The organism is Bacillus cereus group sp. MG16 (genome assembly GCF_040459875.1).
In the GTDB taxonomy this organism is placed as follows: Bacteria; Bacillota; Bacilli; order Bacillales; family Bacillaceae_G; genus Bacillus_A; species Bacillus_A paranthracis.
Genome location: NZ_JARVHE010000001.1, coordinates 3,531,715 through 3,547,727 on the forward strand (window position 1 = coordinate 3,531,715; position 16,013 = coordinate 3,547,727).

Sequence of the window (16,013 nt, forward strand, 5' to 3'; positions counted from 1 at the left end):
AATAATCAGTAGGATAAATCGCCCACTGATTAAAGTTTCACTTTATATACCGCTTGCCTCGTCACACCAATCTTTTTAGCAACATCCTCTTGTGAAAATCCCTTTGACTCTCGTAGTTTTTTTAACTGCTCTCCTAAGCTCATAACGTCCCCTCCTTTAACAAATTATTACATACAAGGAGATGAAAAAGAAAGAAACTATTAGTAAAACTCACTGTAAACCATTCGTTTACACAGTAAAAAAGAGAGAATAGCTCTATCTTTAAGCTATTCTCTCTTCTATTAAAATAGATGAATGTTTTCTTTCTTGCAAGCTTCACGTAAATCATCAGGCCATACAGAAGATTGAACTTCACCGATATGTGCTTTACGTAAGAAGTACATGCACATTCTTGATTGTCCAATACCACCGCCAATTGTTAATGGTAATACGTCTTCTAAAATACCTTTATGGAAATCGTACTCACGTTTGAAGTCTTCACCTGTTTTCGTTAACTGCTCATCAAGTGATTTACTATCAACACGAATTCCCATTGATGATAATTCGAATGAAGATTGTAGTACTGGGTGCCAGAATAAAATATCACCGTTTAATTTCCAATCATCGTAATCAGCAGCGCGTCCATCATGCTTTTCACCTGAACGAAGTGCATCACCAATTCCGATAATGAAGACTGCACCGTGTTCTTTTGCAATTGCATGTTCACGATCTTTCGGTGTTAATTTTGGATATTTATCTTCTAGTTCTTGAGAAGTAACGAACACAATTTCTTCTGGTAAATACTTCCCAAGGAACGGATATTTTTCAAATAAGTGGTCTTCTAAATCTTTGAATATTCCATAAATTGTTAGCACTGTTTTTTGTAAGTAATCTACAGTACGCCATTCTTTTTGAACGATTTTTTCCCAATCCCATTGGTCAACATAAATAGAATGTGTTGCATCAAGTTCTTCATCACGACGGATCGCGTTCATGTTTGTATATAAACCTTCACCAGCTTCATATCCATATTCATGCAGTGCAAATCGTTTCCACTTCGCTAGTGAGTGCACAATTTCTAATTCTTCTCCTGAGTGTAACATATCAAATTCAATTGGACGTTCTACACCGTTTAGATGATCGTTTAGTCCTGATTTTTTCGTTACGAATAATGGTGCAGATACACGGAATAATTCAAGTCGTTTTGCTAATTGATCCTCGAAAAATGTTTTAACTTCCTTAATTGCGATTTGAGTCTCTCTTACTGTCATTAATGATTGATACATGGTGGTTTCCTCCTAAAATGTTTGGATGTTGTGAAAAGAAGCCAACAAAAAAAGCCCTTCTTTCCCAAAAAACTGGGACGAAAGGCTTTGGTTCCGCGGTACCACCCAAATTAGCAACAGAGGTTGCTCACTTATACAATACGGAGATGAAATATCTCGATACTGTTCTTCTTGTAACGGCGAAGTTCCCGGCTAAGTCTACTTTCCTATCAAGGATTTCGGTTAGCAACTCCAGGAGGTTCTTCATAATAGGCTTCGTATCAGGCTCACACCACCCCTGACTCGCTTAGACTACGTCCTACTACTACTCGTCCTTTCATAGTCGTTTTGTTGTCACATCTCTGAAACATTTTATTAATGATTATTCTATACAAAAAATAAAGAAAGTCAACAAAAAGTTTTAAAATATTTTTCAATTCTTTATTTTACGGCTTTATTGATTGTTTCCAATATACCTTCTTTACTTCTTTTGCCTAGGTATTCTAAAAAACGTCTCACTAACTGAAACTAACGTATATACGACGATTAATGTAATCGTCCGAAATATAGAATCCGCAGTATTTCGTATTATTTTCATTTTCTTTGTAATTCCTTTCAGTTTACTTGCAAATTCATGATATACTATAGCATTCAAGCAGTTTGTTTTTACTTAAAACAAACATAGTCATTTATAAAGAGTATTTTCTAAATCATTGACTATTATCAAATAAGATTTTTATATAACGGAGTGATCATATGAGTAAAACGAAAGCAAAACCGAAAAAAGGTGTAGGACAAGGTACAGGAAGTAAAGGATGGAACCGTTGGCAATCAAGCGCAAAGAAAAAGAAAGCTGCAAAACCATACAAAAGTAAAGGTACAAAGAAATAATTGAAATAACATTTGATTTCTTTACTTTGTACAAAACAAAATATAATTATTACAACAAAAAAGCTATGCCCTCATACATTTGAAGGCATAGCTTTCTTTATTAGATCATTAAAATATCTCGAATTTCTTCCTCCGTGATGGATGATAATTTCTCTTCTCCCGGCTCAATCACTTCAGCAATTAAATTTTTCTTACTCTCTTGCAGTTCATGCATTTTTTCCTCGATTGTTCCGTGTGCTACTAATTTAATAACTTGTACTGTATTTTTTTGCCCCATTCGATATGCCCGATCTGCTGCTTGTTGTTCAACAGCTGGATTCCACCATAAATCGTATAATATAACCGTATCGGCACCTGTTAAGTTAAGACCTGTACCACCAGCTTTTAAAGAAATGAGGAATAGGTCCCCTTCTCCTTCGTTAAATCGATTACATAGTTCTACACGTTCTTGCGAAGGTGTATTCCCGTCTAAATAAAAGTACGGAATTGCTTGACGATTTAATTCACGACCAATAATGGACAGCATCTTCGTAAATTGAGAAAAGATTAAAATTCTCTTACCAGTACTTCTACATTCCTCTAATATGTCTAACAGTTGCTCAAATTTAGCTGAACTTCCCTTGTAATCATCAACGAATAAAGCGGGATGACAGCAAATTTGTCGTAATCTCGTTAAGCCGGCTAAAATTCTAATTTTATTTTTACGTAACGTATCTTTGTCCAAATGCTTTAATGTTTCTTCCCTTAATTTCGCTAAGTAAGCAGCATATAGTCTCTTTTGATCTGGTAATAACTCCGATGACTGTAAGTGCTCTATTTTATCTGGAAGCTCCTGTAATACATCTTCTTTTAGTCGTCTTAATACGAACGGTTTTACGCGCTTCGCAATATCTTCACGCCTTAAATCACCGAATTCTTTTCTTCCTGGTAATAATTCTGGAAATACGACGTGAAAGATAGACCATAGCTCTTCTAATGAATTTTCTACAGGCGTTCCCGTTAGTCCGAAACGATATTCAGCTTGAATTGTTTTCACTGCTCTTGCAGTTTGCGTTGTCGGATTTTTAAACGCCTGTGCTTCATCAAGAAATAGTGTATGAAACGGCCTCGCATACGATCTTACATCTCTTCTCAGTAATGGATATGACGTAATTACGACATCAAATTCTGCTACATCTTTTAAGATTTTTCGCCGTTCTGTTTGATTTCCATCTGCAATAACTGCTCTAATATGTGGAGCGAATTTTTTCAATTCACTAAACCAATTATAAACAAGCGAGGACGGTGAAACGACTAATATAGGCAGCTTCTTCTCTCTAATTTCAGACAGAACAGAATCTATATAAGCAATACTTTGCAGCGTTTTTCCAAGTCCCATATCGTCTGCTAAAATACCGCCAAAACGGTAATAGGCGAGTGTCTTCATCCACTCAAATCCGTATACTTGATACTCTCTCATTACAGCATGTAAAGTTTGCGGCACTGTAAACTTTAATTTTTTCGGGTTTTGAATGCTTTCAACTAAATCTTGAACAGACTCATCTAAACTTAAAACATTACCTTCATGAAGTCCGTTCATCCATTTTACACTCCGAATAAGCGGAACATTCACTTCTTCCCCATGTAAAAATTCTTTTCGAATACCTGATTCTTTTACAAACTGATTAATTTCATTAAACTCTTTACTCTCTAGTGATAATAAAGAACCATTCGCTAATCGGTAATATTTACGTTTCTCCTCAAGAGCGACTAATACTCCTTTAATTTCCGCTTCCGGTATTCCTTTTATATCAAAGCGAAATGATAACCAATCAATTCTTTCTTTTCTTCTCACTCTAATAAGTGGCGCTGTATCCCCTTTATGAATACGTAATTTGATTGCTGTTGTCGCGTAAATATCAACTAAACCTTTTAACGTTGGAACAATGTGATATAAAAAGTTATACTCAGCTTCTTCATTATGCATAAAGTAGCCACCTTCTGTTTTCGCAAAAGCACTTTCACTCATAATGTCTAAAATCTCTTTTTCCTTTTTCTCATCACGATTAAAAACAGAAGGTTGCCCGTCTTCTTCTAGCGGATTAATCACAACGTTTCCATAATGGAATTCGAGCCCTGCTAGCAAACGATTTTTTACTCGATCTAAATACAGCTTTGCTTTTAGCAACGGCGTTTCAACACGATCGGATATTACTTCATCAATGCGCACTGTTCCAAGTTTCATTAATCCAGGCACAACTTTCGCTACGAAATGTTCCATCTTATTTTCAGAAATATAAAACTGATTGCTATTTGAGCGACTCATCATCTTTTGCAATTCAATAAGTCGCATACAATCTTCCATAGATAAATGATATAATTTCCCATCGTAAAGAGCGTTGTTATACATCTCCATAACTCGAACACGATTTAGACCGTCTATATGAAGGGTAAACCCGCCATTATTCCCTTTCGTAAACTCAAAATGTAATGGCAATAACCCTTTTGAAATGTGTAATCCCTGAAACAGTTGCTCATTTTGTTTCAGCTGTACATACTCGGCTCTAGAAAGTGCAGAGAGCATATCATTCCACGAAGCTGGCGGTATAAATATCATACTTTCATCTTGTTTCGCATGTACTTCTAGTGCATCTTCATACATTTTTTCATTATGATATATTTTAATGAGTTGTTGTATAATCGCGTCTGTTTCTTGTTTAAAACTGTGTACATCTGGCGTATATGTAAATTCATTGGAACAATGAAAAGTCTCTCTCTTCTCCACTTTAGAAAGAAATTCTCTAATATGATTTATAAAATATGTTTTCGCAAGTTTTAACTGAATTCCAAGAAGAGCCCCACCGCTTTTCGTCGCTACTGGTAAACATATAAACGCAACATCTAATATTTCACGTGTATCAAACCGATGTTGTTTACTTTTTGGCCTCAGTGGTTTATCTGCAAACAACTGAAACATCCCGTTTGTTAATTGATCATTTCTGCTACTAACAGAGCCCATTCCACCCGTTTGCTGGTTATAATTTATTTGTATCAATACAGCTGCAACATGTTGACAGTACGTTTGGAAAGATGCTAACGAAGGACAACTACATCTCGCAACAACATCACCTTTCTTAGCTTTTTCTACTGTAACATGGAAATCCTCGTTCCCTTTTACCGTCGCCTCACAAATTTCTTTCGTTTCATCATAGTAATTCACGATTACTTTATTTGATTTATAATAAGCTTCGCCTCTTTTATATGAGGTTTCTCCGCATACTTCTTTAATAATCGATTTATTTAATGTAAAACTCATTGTTTTGACACTTCCTTAATGTAAAACCATTTTCTCTTACTTAACATTTTACATGCTTCACGAGAAAATATAAAATGTTGATTTAACAAAAAAAGATGCTTATTTATAAGCACCTTTTCACTCTATCTCCATCAGTCGTTTCGCCTCAAAATACAACACTTGAATAAATTTTTTCGTATTAATTCGTATATGGCCAGAAGTCGCTACCCCATCCTTTGTCATTTCTGTCATCCGTTTTCTAACTACAGTGAAATCAAAAAACTTCGGAGCATAACTTTCAAATTTCGGATTTGAAAAGTCTGTTAGTCCAAGGGAAGCTAAATGATTTAATGATTGATAAATTGCTCTTCTTACACGTTGTTCAGATGCTTTTCTCTCCTTCTCTATATCTGCATCTGAAGCTAGTTCCCCTAATTTTTTTACTGTTATTTGGTGAAAGATATCTTTTAAAGCAGGAAATCCAAACTCAAATGTTTGCGCCTTTTCTTGTCCATATAAATATTCCAGCATACTAAGTAAATCTTTACTTCCATTCTCTCCCGCAATACCGAGTTCTGATAGTAAGAAGCGTCCTGAATCTGATATCTTTTTCCCTTCTTGCACTGTTTCACTACGCATTTGCGGCTTTTCCCACTGAAACACATTATTCAATGATTTTTGAATGTCATATATAGAACGTTCCAAACGAATACGTTCTATCACTTTTCGTACAACAGATACTACTTCTATTTTGTTTAGTGGTTTTGTAATATAATATTCCACACCAAGTGTATATGCCTCACCAATGAGCTGTTTCGATTCAACTTGGGAAATCATAATAATTTTCCCAGTAAATGAAGATGCTATATGGCGAACTGTTTCAATGCCGTCTCTCATCGGCATGAGTAAATCAATAAATAAAATGTCCACTTTTTTATAATTTAACTGTTCTGCTTCAATAAACGCTCCATCTTCCGATTCTCCAATTACTTCCCCAAGATCGCCATCCTCAATAATTTGCGAAAGCATCGAACGGAAAACTTCATCATCATCTACGATATAATAAAACAAACCTATTCCCCTTCCCGCTTTAAACTGCACTCCGGTAAACAAACGATAAACTTACACCCGTTCCCATTTTCATTGTCTTCTAACCTTACTTCTCCGCCGAGCTCTGTTACCATTTCATCTATGTAAGAAAGTCCAATACCTGTGGACGGTGTTCCTGTTTGATCATACTTTGAAGTAAACCCGGGCTTAAATACTAATTTCTTATACTTTTGCGCAATACCAGGGCCATCGTCAATTACTTCAAAGATTACATGTTGCTCTCGTTTATATAACTTAATACGAATGAGGCCTCTATCTTCAATTGCTTCAACTGCATTCGCAACTAAATTATTAAAAATTGATAGCACTGTATACACGTGATATGCAGCATGCTCGCCTTCTATATGTTTAGAGAAACGTATATCTTTCCCTAGCATTTCAGCATACTTTTCATTTATTCTTACAATCATTTCTGTAAGCTCATGACCTTCTACGTATTCAGCCACATTTTTATCTAATAACAGCTTAGATAATCCTGCAAAAATCCTTTGATTATCTTTTTTTATTTCATGCACTTCTCCTGCTATTTTCAATGCTGTTTTACTGCTGGAATCATCATTCGCTTGTAAATTCCGATATAATTGATACGCTTCTTGTGTAATTAATTCTGCATTTTGTAACGTTTTTTTCAAATGAACAGATTCTACATATAAATTTGAAAGGTGCATTAACATTTTTTCATTTTCTTTTCTAACTTGTGATTCTTTTAATTTCGTTTCATATAAATTCATCATATTTAAAAAGCCAAGTGCAAAGAAGCTACGGAAAATAGCAATAATGATGAGTTTATTTACTTCAGAAATTGTTATTGTTGTACCTAGTACTAACATGTGATAAAACGCAAGTTCCGACATACTTGCAACAATTTCAATTGAAATTCCAAGACATCCAATAATAATTGGTTTCTGATGGAACTTATTTACCCTGCAAAGTGAAAAAAGACTGCCATAAATAAAATAATAGAAGAACACAGGATAACGCAAATAAAATGATTCTGTCATTTGAAATGAACCTTGCATGACCCAGTCAAGACATACGCGGAATAAGACTACACATATACCAACAACAATACCTGCAACTCCTGCGGGTATTCTTCTTAAAAATAGTAATAAAAAGAAGAATAACGGCGTCCCAAAGCTAACACGAAACGTATCATTAAAAGGATGAAAATTAAGCTCTCCAGCAATCGGAACAACTACCATTAATATAATTAAAAGAGATATATCTTTCTTCCATAATTGATTCCAATTCAAAGGTGCCACTTCCTATACTCTTTTTTCAGTAATAAAAGTGAAAGCCCGCTTATATTATAAACGGGCTTTATTTCTATATTCTAACCTTTTCTACCGCTTTTATTTGGCGATACTCCGGCTCCCAGATTGCTTCTTTCACTGCAATCTTGATATCGTTATCACTTAAGTTCTCTCTCGCAACACCTTCCGCAACGGCAACTTTCGCTACTTCAATTGCTACCATTTCCGAGATATTACGTAACTCTTCAACTTCTGGTAAAATAGGTGCTCCTGGCTGACTTGTATCTACCATGCTCGCAACTGCTTCAGCTGCTGCTGCGAACATGCCATCCGTCATGACGCTTGCACGTACGACAATTGTTCCTAGACCAAGACCTGGGAAAATAAGTGCGTTATTTGATTGTCCAATCACATACGTTACACCATTGTATGTAACTGGTTCAAATGGACTTCCTGTTGCAACTAACGCTCTTCCTTCTGTCCACTTGATTAAATCGGCTGGTTTTGCTTCAGCAAGTGGCGTCGGGTTCGACATCGGTAAAATGATTGGTCTTTCTACGTGAGAAGCCATTTCTTTAACAATCTCTTCTTTAAATGCGCCTGCAACAGTTGATGTACCGATTAAAATTGTCGGTTTTACATGTTTCACAACTTCAGCAAGTCCGATTACACCATTTTGCTTCCACTCACTTACTTCCGCTTCTTTTCTTGCATACGGCATTTGGAAATCAAGAAGATCTTTCATATTATCTGTAACTAATCCGTTACGATCAATACACCAGAAACGCTTATATGATTCTTCTTCTGATACGCCTACGCGGACCATCGCATCTCTAACTTGATCTGCGATACCGATTCCAGCCGTACCAGCACCAAACACAACAACGCGGTGTTCACTTAGCGGTACACCAGAAGCTTTTACTGCCGATAATACAGCCGCAAGCGAAACTGCACCTGTACCTTGAATATCATCATTAAACGTACAAATATCATGACGATATTTATCTAAAATTTTTCGTGCATTACGAGAACTGAAGTCTTCCCAATGTAAAAGTGCTTTCGGGAATTGCTTATTTACCGCTTGTACAAATGTATCAATAAATTCATCGTAAGCTTCACCTGTTATACGAGGGTGACGATTTCCAATATAAAATGGATTGTCTAATAATTCTTCACGATTTGTACCTACATCTAAAATTACCGGTAATACGCGGCTAGGATCGATTCCAACTGCGGCTGTATAAACAGCTAATTTTCCGATTGCGATGTTAATACCACCAACGCCCCAGTCACCAATTCCTAATATACCTTCTCCATCTGTTACAACGACTAAATCAATATTTTCTGCTGTTGCACCGATATTGGCAAACGCTTCTTCAATACCTGACGGATCGTTAATTGATAAATACACACCTCGTGGTTTACGATATTCATGACTATATCTTTGAATCGCTACACCAACAGTTGGTGTATATACGATTGGTAACATTTCGCGTAAATGATCCGTTAAAATACGATAAAATAATACTTCATTTCGATCATGTAACGCTGTTAAGTATACATTCTTTAATAAATCATCCGGCTGAGAACAAAATTGTTCGTATGCTCGGCGTGCTTGTTCTTCCAATGTTAAAACCGCTGGCGGTAATAACCCTTTTAAACCTAATTCTTCTCTTTCTTCTTGCGTGAAAGCGACCCCTTTATTTAAAAGTGGTGTTGATAATACTTCTACTCCTCTTAATGTCGTTTCTAATGAACCATTAGAAGCTACTGTAAACTTGCTCATAACATCCCTACCTCTATTCATATATAGCATTTCTATATTGTAAACAAAAAAGAGGGGCTTGTCCCCCCTCTTCTTTTAATTTTTCTTTAAAAGAGCTGCTCCTGCAATCCCTGGGTGCGTCATTTCGAATGGATCTAGAATTAACTCTAAGTCTTCTTGTGACAGTACACCATTTTTCACACAAAGTTCTCGAACGGATTGCCCTGTCGCGATTGCTTCTTTCGCAACGCGAGCTGCTGCTTCATAACCGATATGAGGGTTCACGGCTGTAATAATTCCTACACTCTTCTCAACATACTCTTTTAAGCGATCTTCATTCGCTTCAATTCCTTTTAAGCAATTATCTGTAAAGGCACGGAAACCGTTATTCATAATACTAATTGATTGAAGTAAGTTGAAAACAAGTACTGGTTCCATAACGTTTAATTCTAATTGACCTGCTTCTGAAGCAAGGCAAATTGTATGATCGTTACCAATTACTTGGAACGCAATTTGATTAATTACCTCTGGCATAACAGGGTTTACTTTCCCTGGCATAATAGATGAACCTGGTTGACGAGCCGGTAACATAATTTCCGCTAAGCCAACACGTGGACCTGATGCCATTAAGCGAAGGTCATTCGCAATTTTAGACATATTCATCATACATACTTTAAGTGCTGCAGATACTTCTGTGTATGCATCCGTATTTTGCGTTGCATCTACTAAGTCTTCTGCACCAACAAGTGGTAGTTCACTAATTGCAGCTAAATGTTTTACAACTGCTTCAATATATTCTGGATCTGCATTTAAACCTGTACCAACTGCAGTTGCCCCCATGTTCACTTCATATAAGTGTTGACGTGATTGCTGAATTCGCTTCATATCACGTTCAAGTACACGAGAGTATGCTTTAAATTCTTGTCCAAGACGAATTGGCACAGCATCTTGTAAATGTGTACGACCCATTTTAATCACATGATCGAACTGTTCTGCTTTTAATTCAAATACATCGTGCATATAACCCATCGTTTGTAATAAACCTTCTAATGCGTTTAATGTTGCGATATGAATCGCCGTTGGGAATGCATCGTTTGTTGATTGTGCCATGTTTACATGACTATTTGGACTAATATAATGATAGTCTCCCTTTTCCATCCCTAATAATTCAAGCGCACGATTGGCAATGACTTCATTTGCATTCATGTTCATTGAAGTACCTGCTCCGCCTTGGATTGGATCTACAATGAAATGATCATGCCATTTTCCATCAAGAATTTCTTGAGCAGCTTCTGCGATCGCGCCGCCCTTGTTCAATTCCAATCTTCCTACATCTGTATTCGCAAGCGCTGCAGCTTTTTTTACAACTGCGAACGCTCTAATTAAACCTTCATGGATTTTGTATCCTGTAATTGGGAAGTTTTCAACTGCACGCATTGTTTGTACGCCGTAGTATGCATAGTTTGGTACTTCTTTTTCACCTAAAAAATCTTTTTCAATTCGAACACCATTTTTAACTTCAGTTAATGTTGCCATGATTATTCACTCCTTAACGATTTCTTATGCTGCTTTTGTTTCTTTGACTGTTTCTACATATTGTTTTGCTTTCTCATTATCGAATTCGCCTTCCCACTTCGACATAACAATGGCCGCTAATGCATTTCCTAATACATTGACAGATGAGCGAATCATATCTAAAATGCGGTCAATTCCCGCAATTAACGCGATACCTTCTAGTGGTAACCCCATTGAACCTAACGTTGCTAATACAACAACGAACGATGCACCTGGAACTCCCGCCATACCTTTGGATGTTAACATGAGAACGAATAATAACGTTATTTGCTCTGTCAGTGACATGTGCACACCGTACATTTGTGCAACAAATAATGCCGCTAACGCTTGATAAATAGCCGATCCAGTCAAGTTAAATGTATAACCTGTCGGAATTACGAAAGAGGCAACTGCCTTTGGACAACCGAACTCTTCCATTTTTCTCATTATATTAGGTAAAACAGCTTCTGAACTTGCTGTCGTAAATGAAAGAATAAGTTCTTCTTTTAAAATTTTCATTAATGTAAAAATGTTTACGCCAACCATTCTTGCATTAATACCTAATACAATCACAACGAATAGTATAACAGTTACGTATACAGCTAGCACTAGTTTTCCTAAAGGAAGTAGTGTTGCTACACCAAATTTTGCAACCGTAACCGCAATTAATGCGAATACACCTAATGGTGCAAATTTCATAACTTGATTTGTAACCCAAAACATCGCTTCGAGTACACCTTCAAAGAAGTTAAAGACAGGCTTTCCTTTTTCCCCAATTGCCGCAACTCCTAAACCGAATAATACTGAGAAGAAAATAATCGGTAATAGGTCACCTTGTGCAATCGATTCAAATACGTTTTTCGGTACAATGTGAACAATTGTATCAGCAAAACCTTTCTTCTCGGTTGCATCTGCTGTTTGTTTATAAGAAGAAATATCACTTTGCTGTAAGTTATTCATATCAACGCCAGTACCCGGTTGGAATATATTTGCCGCAAGTAATCCCATTAAAATAGCAATCGTCGTAATAATTTCGAAATAAAGAATTGTCTTACCGCCCAGTTTTCCAAGCTTTTTCATATCTCCTACACCAGCTACTGCAACAATTAATGCTGAAATAACAATTGGTACTACAATCATCTTAATTAAGTGAATAAATATATCCCCAATTGGTGTGATATAAGAAATCGCCGTTTTATTGCCATAAAAGACTGCCCCTACTACAATCCCTAAAACAAGCGCGACAAAAATTTGTGTTGCCAATCCGAATTTTTTCATTTATGTTCATCCCCTTCATGCGAACGCTTTCAATTTGAATTTATAAAAGCTACTCACACATCTTATAAGCGAACCTACAAAATCATACAAAAACCTACAAGTTCGTCACAAAAAATTCAAATATTTTTCTTCTTTTTTTCATTGACACCATTTTGTTAAAAAACGATAAAATAAACTTGAAAAGTAATCAGATTGTTCAGTATAATCAAAAAGATATATACTTAAAACAAATCAAAATGAAAAGGAGTGGATATTATGAAAAACTATACAAAGCAATTCATCTTATCTTCTTCTTTTCTTTTTCATTTTCTTAAAAAGGAACAAAGGCATTCGCCTTTGTTCCTTTTTTATTGCGATCTATATAGGGGGAATTGTTATGAGATCATATAAACGTGTCTTAATTAAATTAAGCGGCGGTGCACTTGCCGATCAAACCGGAAATAGCTTTAACTCCAAACGATTAGAACATATCGCAAACGAAATTTTATCCATTGTTGATTTAGGTATTGAAGTATCTATCGTCATTGGAGGCGGGAATATTTTTAGAGGTCATTTAGCAGAAGAATGGGGAATCGATCGTGTAGAAGCTGACAATATCGGGACGTTAGGTACAATCATTAATAGCTTAATGCTACGCGGCGTTTTAACAAGTAAAACAAATAAAGAAGTGCGCGTAATGACTTCCATCCCGTTTAACGCTGTAGCTGAACCATACATTCGCCTACGTGCAGTCCACCATTTAGATAACGGGTATATCGTTATTTTTGGAGGTGGTAACGGGCAACCGTTCGTTACGACAGATTACCCAAGTGTTCAAAGGGCCATTGAAATGAATAGTGACGCTATATTAGTCGCAAAACAAGGAGTAGATGGCGTCTTTACTAGTGATCCAAAACATAATAAAGCAGCGAAAATGTACAAAAAACTAAACTATAACGATATCGTTAGGCAAAACATACAAGTAATGGACCAAGCAGCTTTACTGCTTGCTCGAGACTACAACTTACCAGCACACGTCTTTAACTTTGATGAGCCTGGGGTTATGAAAAGAATTTGTTTAGGTGAGCATGTAGGAACTTTGATTAATGATGATGCTTCATTGCTTGTGCATGAAAAATAATTATTTCCCATCAAAAAAGGGCGTCTTTTCTAGACACCCTTTCTTCCTTTATCATCACAAATAAAAATCAACCCATCCCGCAAATTTCTCCTTACAACGCTCCCAAAAAGATAACTTCTCAAAAAATTCTTTCGTCATTTCTTTTGAATCACGAAAATCCTCTGTTAACGCCTTATTAACTTGCCCTACAATAGGACCGCCATGAATATAAAAATTCATTTCATCATTTATATTGAAGCTACGCGAAGTAAAGTTTGTTGTGCCAATAACGGTTAATTCATTATCAATAAGCATTAATTTTCCATGGAACATTCCTTTTTTATACCCATATACAGTAATCCCATTATTAACAGCTTGACGTATATATGGATACGCCGCTTCTTTTATAAGAGGTAAATCTGGTTTATATGACCAAAGTATTTTTACTGTAACACCACGCTTTTTTGCTGCAATTAAAGCATTCATGGATTCTTTATTTTTCGCTATAAAATACGGCGTTGCAATTACAATGGAGTGCTGAGCTTGTTTAATGAGCTCTATATATTTTTCAGCAACGTAATGCCCATTGTAACTCGTCATAGTATGTAATGTATTCCCTTTACTAGCTTTATTCGTACTCCTCTTTATCTCTTCTTTCGTATCTCGTTTCCAATCTAAAGCAAATTGTTCTTCTAAATCTTTTGCGCCTTCTCCTTTTATCCGTACATGATAGTCTCGCCAGTACCCAAAGTGTTTATCTTTCCCTAAGTACTCATCCCCTATATTAAAACCACCCGTATAACCAATCTCCCCATCAATCGTCGTAATACGGCGATGATTACGATGGTGAAGTGAATAAAACCCGAATGGTAATTCAGGTTTTCTACTATACGTAAAATGAACACCACTTTCCCGCAATTCATTTATCATCTTTCTTTCAAATGATAAATCATTAATGCGATCCACTGATAAATAGACGTTTACTCCTTCTTTTGCCTTCTCTTTTAATAAATTTAAAAAAGTATGACTACTTTTATCATCCGACAAAATAAAAAAATATGTATAAACAGATTGCTTCGCTTCTCTTATATCAGCAAATAACTGTTTATAAAACGACTTCCCTTCTACATATAATTGAAAATCACTATAGTGAGGAGCATACTCTGTCGGCATATTTTTGCCAGCTTCCATTTTCCTTCCTAAGGTAACGTCAATATGCATCCAAATTAAAATAAAAACGAAAATAGCAATAATAATAGAAGTAACTCGCAATATTTTTTTAATCATTTTAATTTCCTTCCGCTCGTTTTCTTTCCTCCTTTCTATTTTGTCATTCAAATTTAGATTTCATGCTTCATACAAAAAAGGATGTGACTTAACGTCACACCCTTTTTTATATTAAACAAAGTTTCTCGCATCATTATTTCTTCCAAATTTATAAATCGCAATTAAGAAGAATGCAATTGCAAAAGCAAATAAGATTAATATGTTTAAATACAACTCTGAGAACGGTATTCCCTGTTGTAGTTTTGCTATCGTATCTAATAACCAACGCTGCGGAAGAAAATCAGCTACTTTTTGTACCGCCTTTGGCATAATGTCGTACGGGAAATAACATCCAGCAAGCAAACATGTTGGTACTATCACTAAATTTTGCATTGCATTTGAAGCAGCTGAACTTTTTGAGAACGACACAATAACTAATGATAAACCAATTGCAATTAAGGCAAAGATCATTAGCACACCAATCATTACTATGAAAGGCATATTAATATTTGTATGAAAAACATTCGTCAGAAATAATATTGCAATGACAATTTGCAATGTTAATATCATCATATTTACCGCGACGTTGGACAATATAAATTTCTTTCCGTCAATTGGTGTTGATAATAATCTAAAGTACGTTCTATTCTCTTTTTCTTTTAAAATAAATCCTGATAAGTTCACTGCTGAAAACAGCATAAACATAATAAGATAACCCATCGTTTGATTTGTCATATCTTTATTTTTCGATGTATCTTCTAGCGTCTCCGTTTTCATTTTAAATGAACTTTTTTGATACCCTGCGTACATCTTATCAAATGCACTTTGATCTGTTCCTGCTACTTTACTAATAGCTGCTACATTATCAATATAATTATATAAATATGATTTTATAAATCCTGTTACTTGATCACCTTTAATCGATGCAATTTCAATATGATCTGGTTTCCCTTCTCGAACACTTTTTGAAAAACCAGAAGCTAATGTAATAACTCCATCAAGTTTTTTGGAAGTGAGTTTATCCTCTACTTCAGACTCCTTAACCTTACTCACATTCACATGATTTAATCCTTCTAAAAACTTTATCGTATCGTTTGCTATCGGCTCATTTTCTTTATTTACAATCCCGATATTTAACGTTCCTTGCCCTGCATTTCCGTATATCGAAAAAGAGATGAGCGTCCCGATTATTGGCAAACTAATAATAATGATTAACCCTTTTTTATTTTTCAAAAGTACAGATAACGTTTTTTGTATGAGCCATAAAATATCTTTCATA

General features: G+C 35.6%; 12 protein-coding genes and 1 other annotated feature. Of the genes, 2 read left to right on the forward strand and 10 right to left on the reverse strand.

What is annotated here, in order from left to right:
• Positions 1-29: 29 nt before the first annotated feature.
• Positions 30-143 carry a helix-turn-helix transcriptional regulator gene (locus tag QCI73_RS18190; protein WP_000051967.1) on the reverse strand — a complete coding sequence of 38 codons (114 nt, stop codon included), beginning with the start codon at positions 141-143 and terminating at the stop codon, positions 30-32.
• A 138-nt stretch (positions 144-281) separates the two neighbouring features.
• On the reverse strand, positions 282-1,265 hold the full coding sequence (gene asnA / locus QCI73_RS18195) for an aspartate--ammonia ligase (protein ID WP_353823489.1): 984 nt from the start codon (positions 1,263-1,265) through the stop codon (positions 282-284).
• 70 nt (positions 1,266-1,335) lie between these two features.
• Positions 1,336-1,594 (reverse strand) — a binding site (T-box leader).
• Between the two features lie 406 nt (positions 1,595-2,000).
• Here asnA and QCI73_RS18200 point away from each other — a divergent pair.
• Positions 2,001-2,135: a DUF3934 domain-containing protein gene (locus QCI73_RS18200; protein ID WP_000047591.1), complete on the forward strand. Its 135-nt coding sequence runs from the start codon at positions 2,001-2,003 to the stop codon at positions 2,133-2,135.
• Positions 2,136-2,235: 100 nt separating this feature from the next.
• Here QCI73_RS18200 and QCI73_RS18205 read toward each other — a convergent pair whose 3' ends face one another.
• From QCI73_RS18205 to QCI73_RS18230, 6 genes are all read right to left on the reverse strand, one after another.
• Positions 2,236-5,430, reverse strand: a complete 3,195-nt coding sequence (locus QCI73_RS18205; protein ID WP_353823490.1) for an SNF2 helicase associated domain-containing protein — start codon at positions 5,428-5,430, stop codon at positions 2,236-2,238.
• A 117-nt stretch (positions 5,431-5,547) separates the two neighbouring features.
• Positions 5,548-6,480: a response regulator gene (locus QCI73_RS18210; protein WP_000500321.1), complete on the reverse strand. Its 933-nt coding sequence runs from the start codon at positions 6,478-6,480 to the stop codon at positions 5,548-5,550.
• 2 nt (positions 6,481-6,482) lie between these two features.
• Positions 6,483-7,781, reverse strand: a complete 1,299-nt coding sequence (locus QCI73_RS18215; RefSeq protein WP_262725946.1) for a sensor histidine kinase — start codon at positions 7,779-7,781, stop codon at positions 6,483-6,485.
• A gap of 64 nt (positions 7,782-7,845) precedes the next feature.
• Complete coding sequence (gene malS, locus QCI73_RS18220; RefSeq protein ID WP_141549043.1) at positions 7,846-9,558, reverse strand: oxaloacetate-decarboxylating malate dehydrogenase; 1,713 nt, start codon at positions 9,556-9,558, stop codon at positions 7,846-7,848.
• Between the two features lie 75 nt (positions 9,559-9,633).
• Positions 9,634-11,073, reverse strand: a complete 1,440-nt coding sequence (gene aspA, locus QCI73_RS18225) for an aspartate ammonia-lyase (RefSeq protein WP_327923137.1) — start codon at positions 11,071-11,073, stop codon at positions 9,634-9,636.
• Between the two features lie 24 nt (positions 11,074-11,097).
• Positions 11,098-12,369: a cation:dicarboxylate symporter family transporter gene (locus QCI73_RS18230; protein WP_327923136.1), complete on the reverse strand. Its 1,272-nt coding sequence runs from the start codon at positions 12,367-12,369 to the stop codon at positions 11,098-11,100.
• Positions 12,370-12,745: 376 nt separating this feature from the next.
• On the opposite strand from QCI73_RS18230, the gene pyrH reads away from it, so the two are divergent.
• Positions 12,746-13,489, forward strand: coding sequence for a UMP kinase (pyrH, locus tag QCI73_RS18235; protein ID WP_087964990.1), 744 nt, complete (start codon positions 12,746-12,748; stop codon positions 13,487-13,489).
• A gap of 54 nt (positions 13,490-13,543) precedes the next feature.
• Here pyrH and QCI73_RS18240 read toward each other — a convergent pair whose 3' ends face one another.
• Both QCI73_RS18240 and QCI73_RS18245 read right to left on the reverse strand, forming a co-directional pair.
• Positions 13,544-14,755, reverse strand: coding sequence for a phospholipase D-like domain-containing protein (locus tag QCI73_RS18240; protein ID WP_142385794.1), 1,212 nt, complete (start codon positions 14,753-14,755; stop codon positions 13,544-13,546).
• Between the two features lie 111 nt (positions 14,756-14,866).
• Complete coding sequence (locus QCI73_RS18245; protein ID WP_103141682.1) at positions 14,867-16,012, reverse strand: ABC transporter permease; 1,146 nt, start codon at positions 16,010-16,012, stop codon at positions 14,867-14,869.
• Position 16,013: the final 1 nt, after the last annotated feature.

Coding starts and splice junctions, on each gene's coding strand:
- QCI73_RS18190 (WP_000051967.1), bottom strand. CDS start 143: ATGAGCTTAGGAGAGCAGTTAAAAAAACTACGAGAGTCAAAGGGATTT.
- asnA (WP_353823489.1), bottom strand. CDS start 1,265: ATGTATCAATCATTAATGACAGTAAGAGAGACTCAAATCGCAATTAAG.
- QCI73_RS18200 (WP_000047591.1), top strand. CDS start 2,001: ATGAGTAAAACGAAAGCAAAACCGAAAAAAGGTGTAGGACAAGGTACA.
- QCI73_RS18205 (WP_353823490.1), bottom strand. CDS start 5,430: ATGAGTTTTACATTAAATAAATCGATTATTAAAGAAGTATGCGGAGAA.
- malS (WP_141549043.1), bottom strand. CDS start 9,558: ATGAGCAAGTTTACAGTAGCTTCTAATGGTTCATTAGAAACGACATTA.
- aspA (WP_327923137.1), bottom strand. CDS start 11,073: ATGGCAACATTAACTGAAGTTAAAAATGGTGTTCGAATTGAAAAAGAT.
- QCI73_RS18230 (WP_327923136.1), bottom strand. CDS start 12,369: ATGAAAAAATTCGGATTGGCAACACAAATTTTTGTCGCGCTTGTTTTA.
- pyrH (WP_087964990.1), top strand. CDS start 12,746: ATGAGATCATATAAACGTGTCTTAATTAAATTAAGCGGCGGTGCACTT.
- QCI73_RS18240 (WP_142385794.1), bottom strand. CDS start 14,755: ATGATTAAAAAAATATTGCGAGTTACTTCTATTATTATTGCTATTTTC.
- QCI73_RS18245 (WP_103141682.1), bottom strand. CDS start 16,012: ATGAAAGATATTTTATGGCTCATACAAAAAACGTTATCTGTACTTTTG.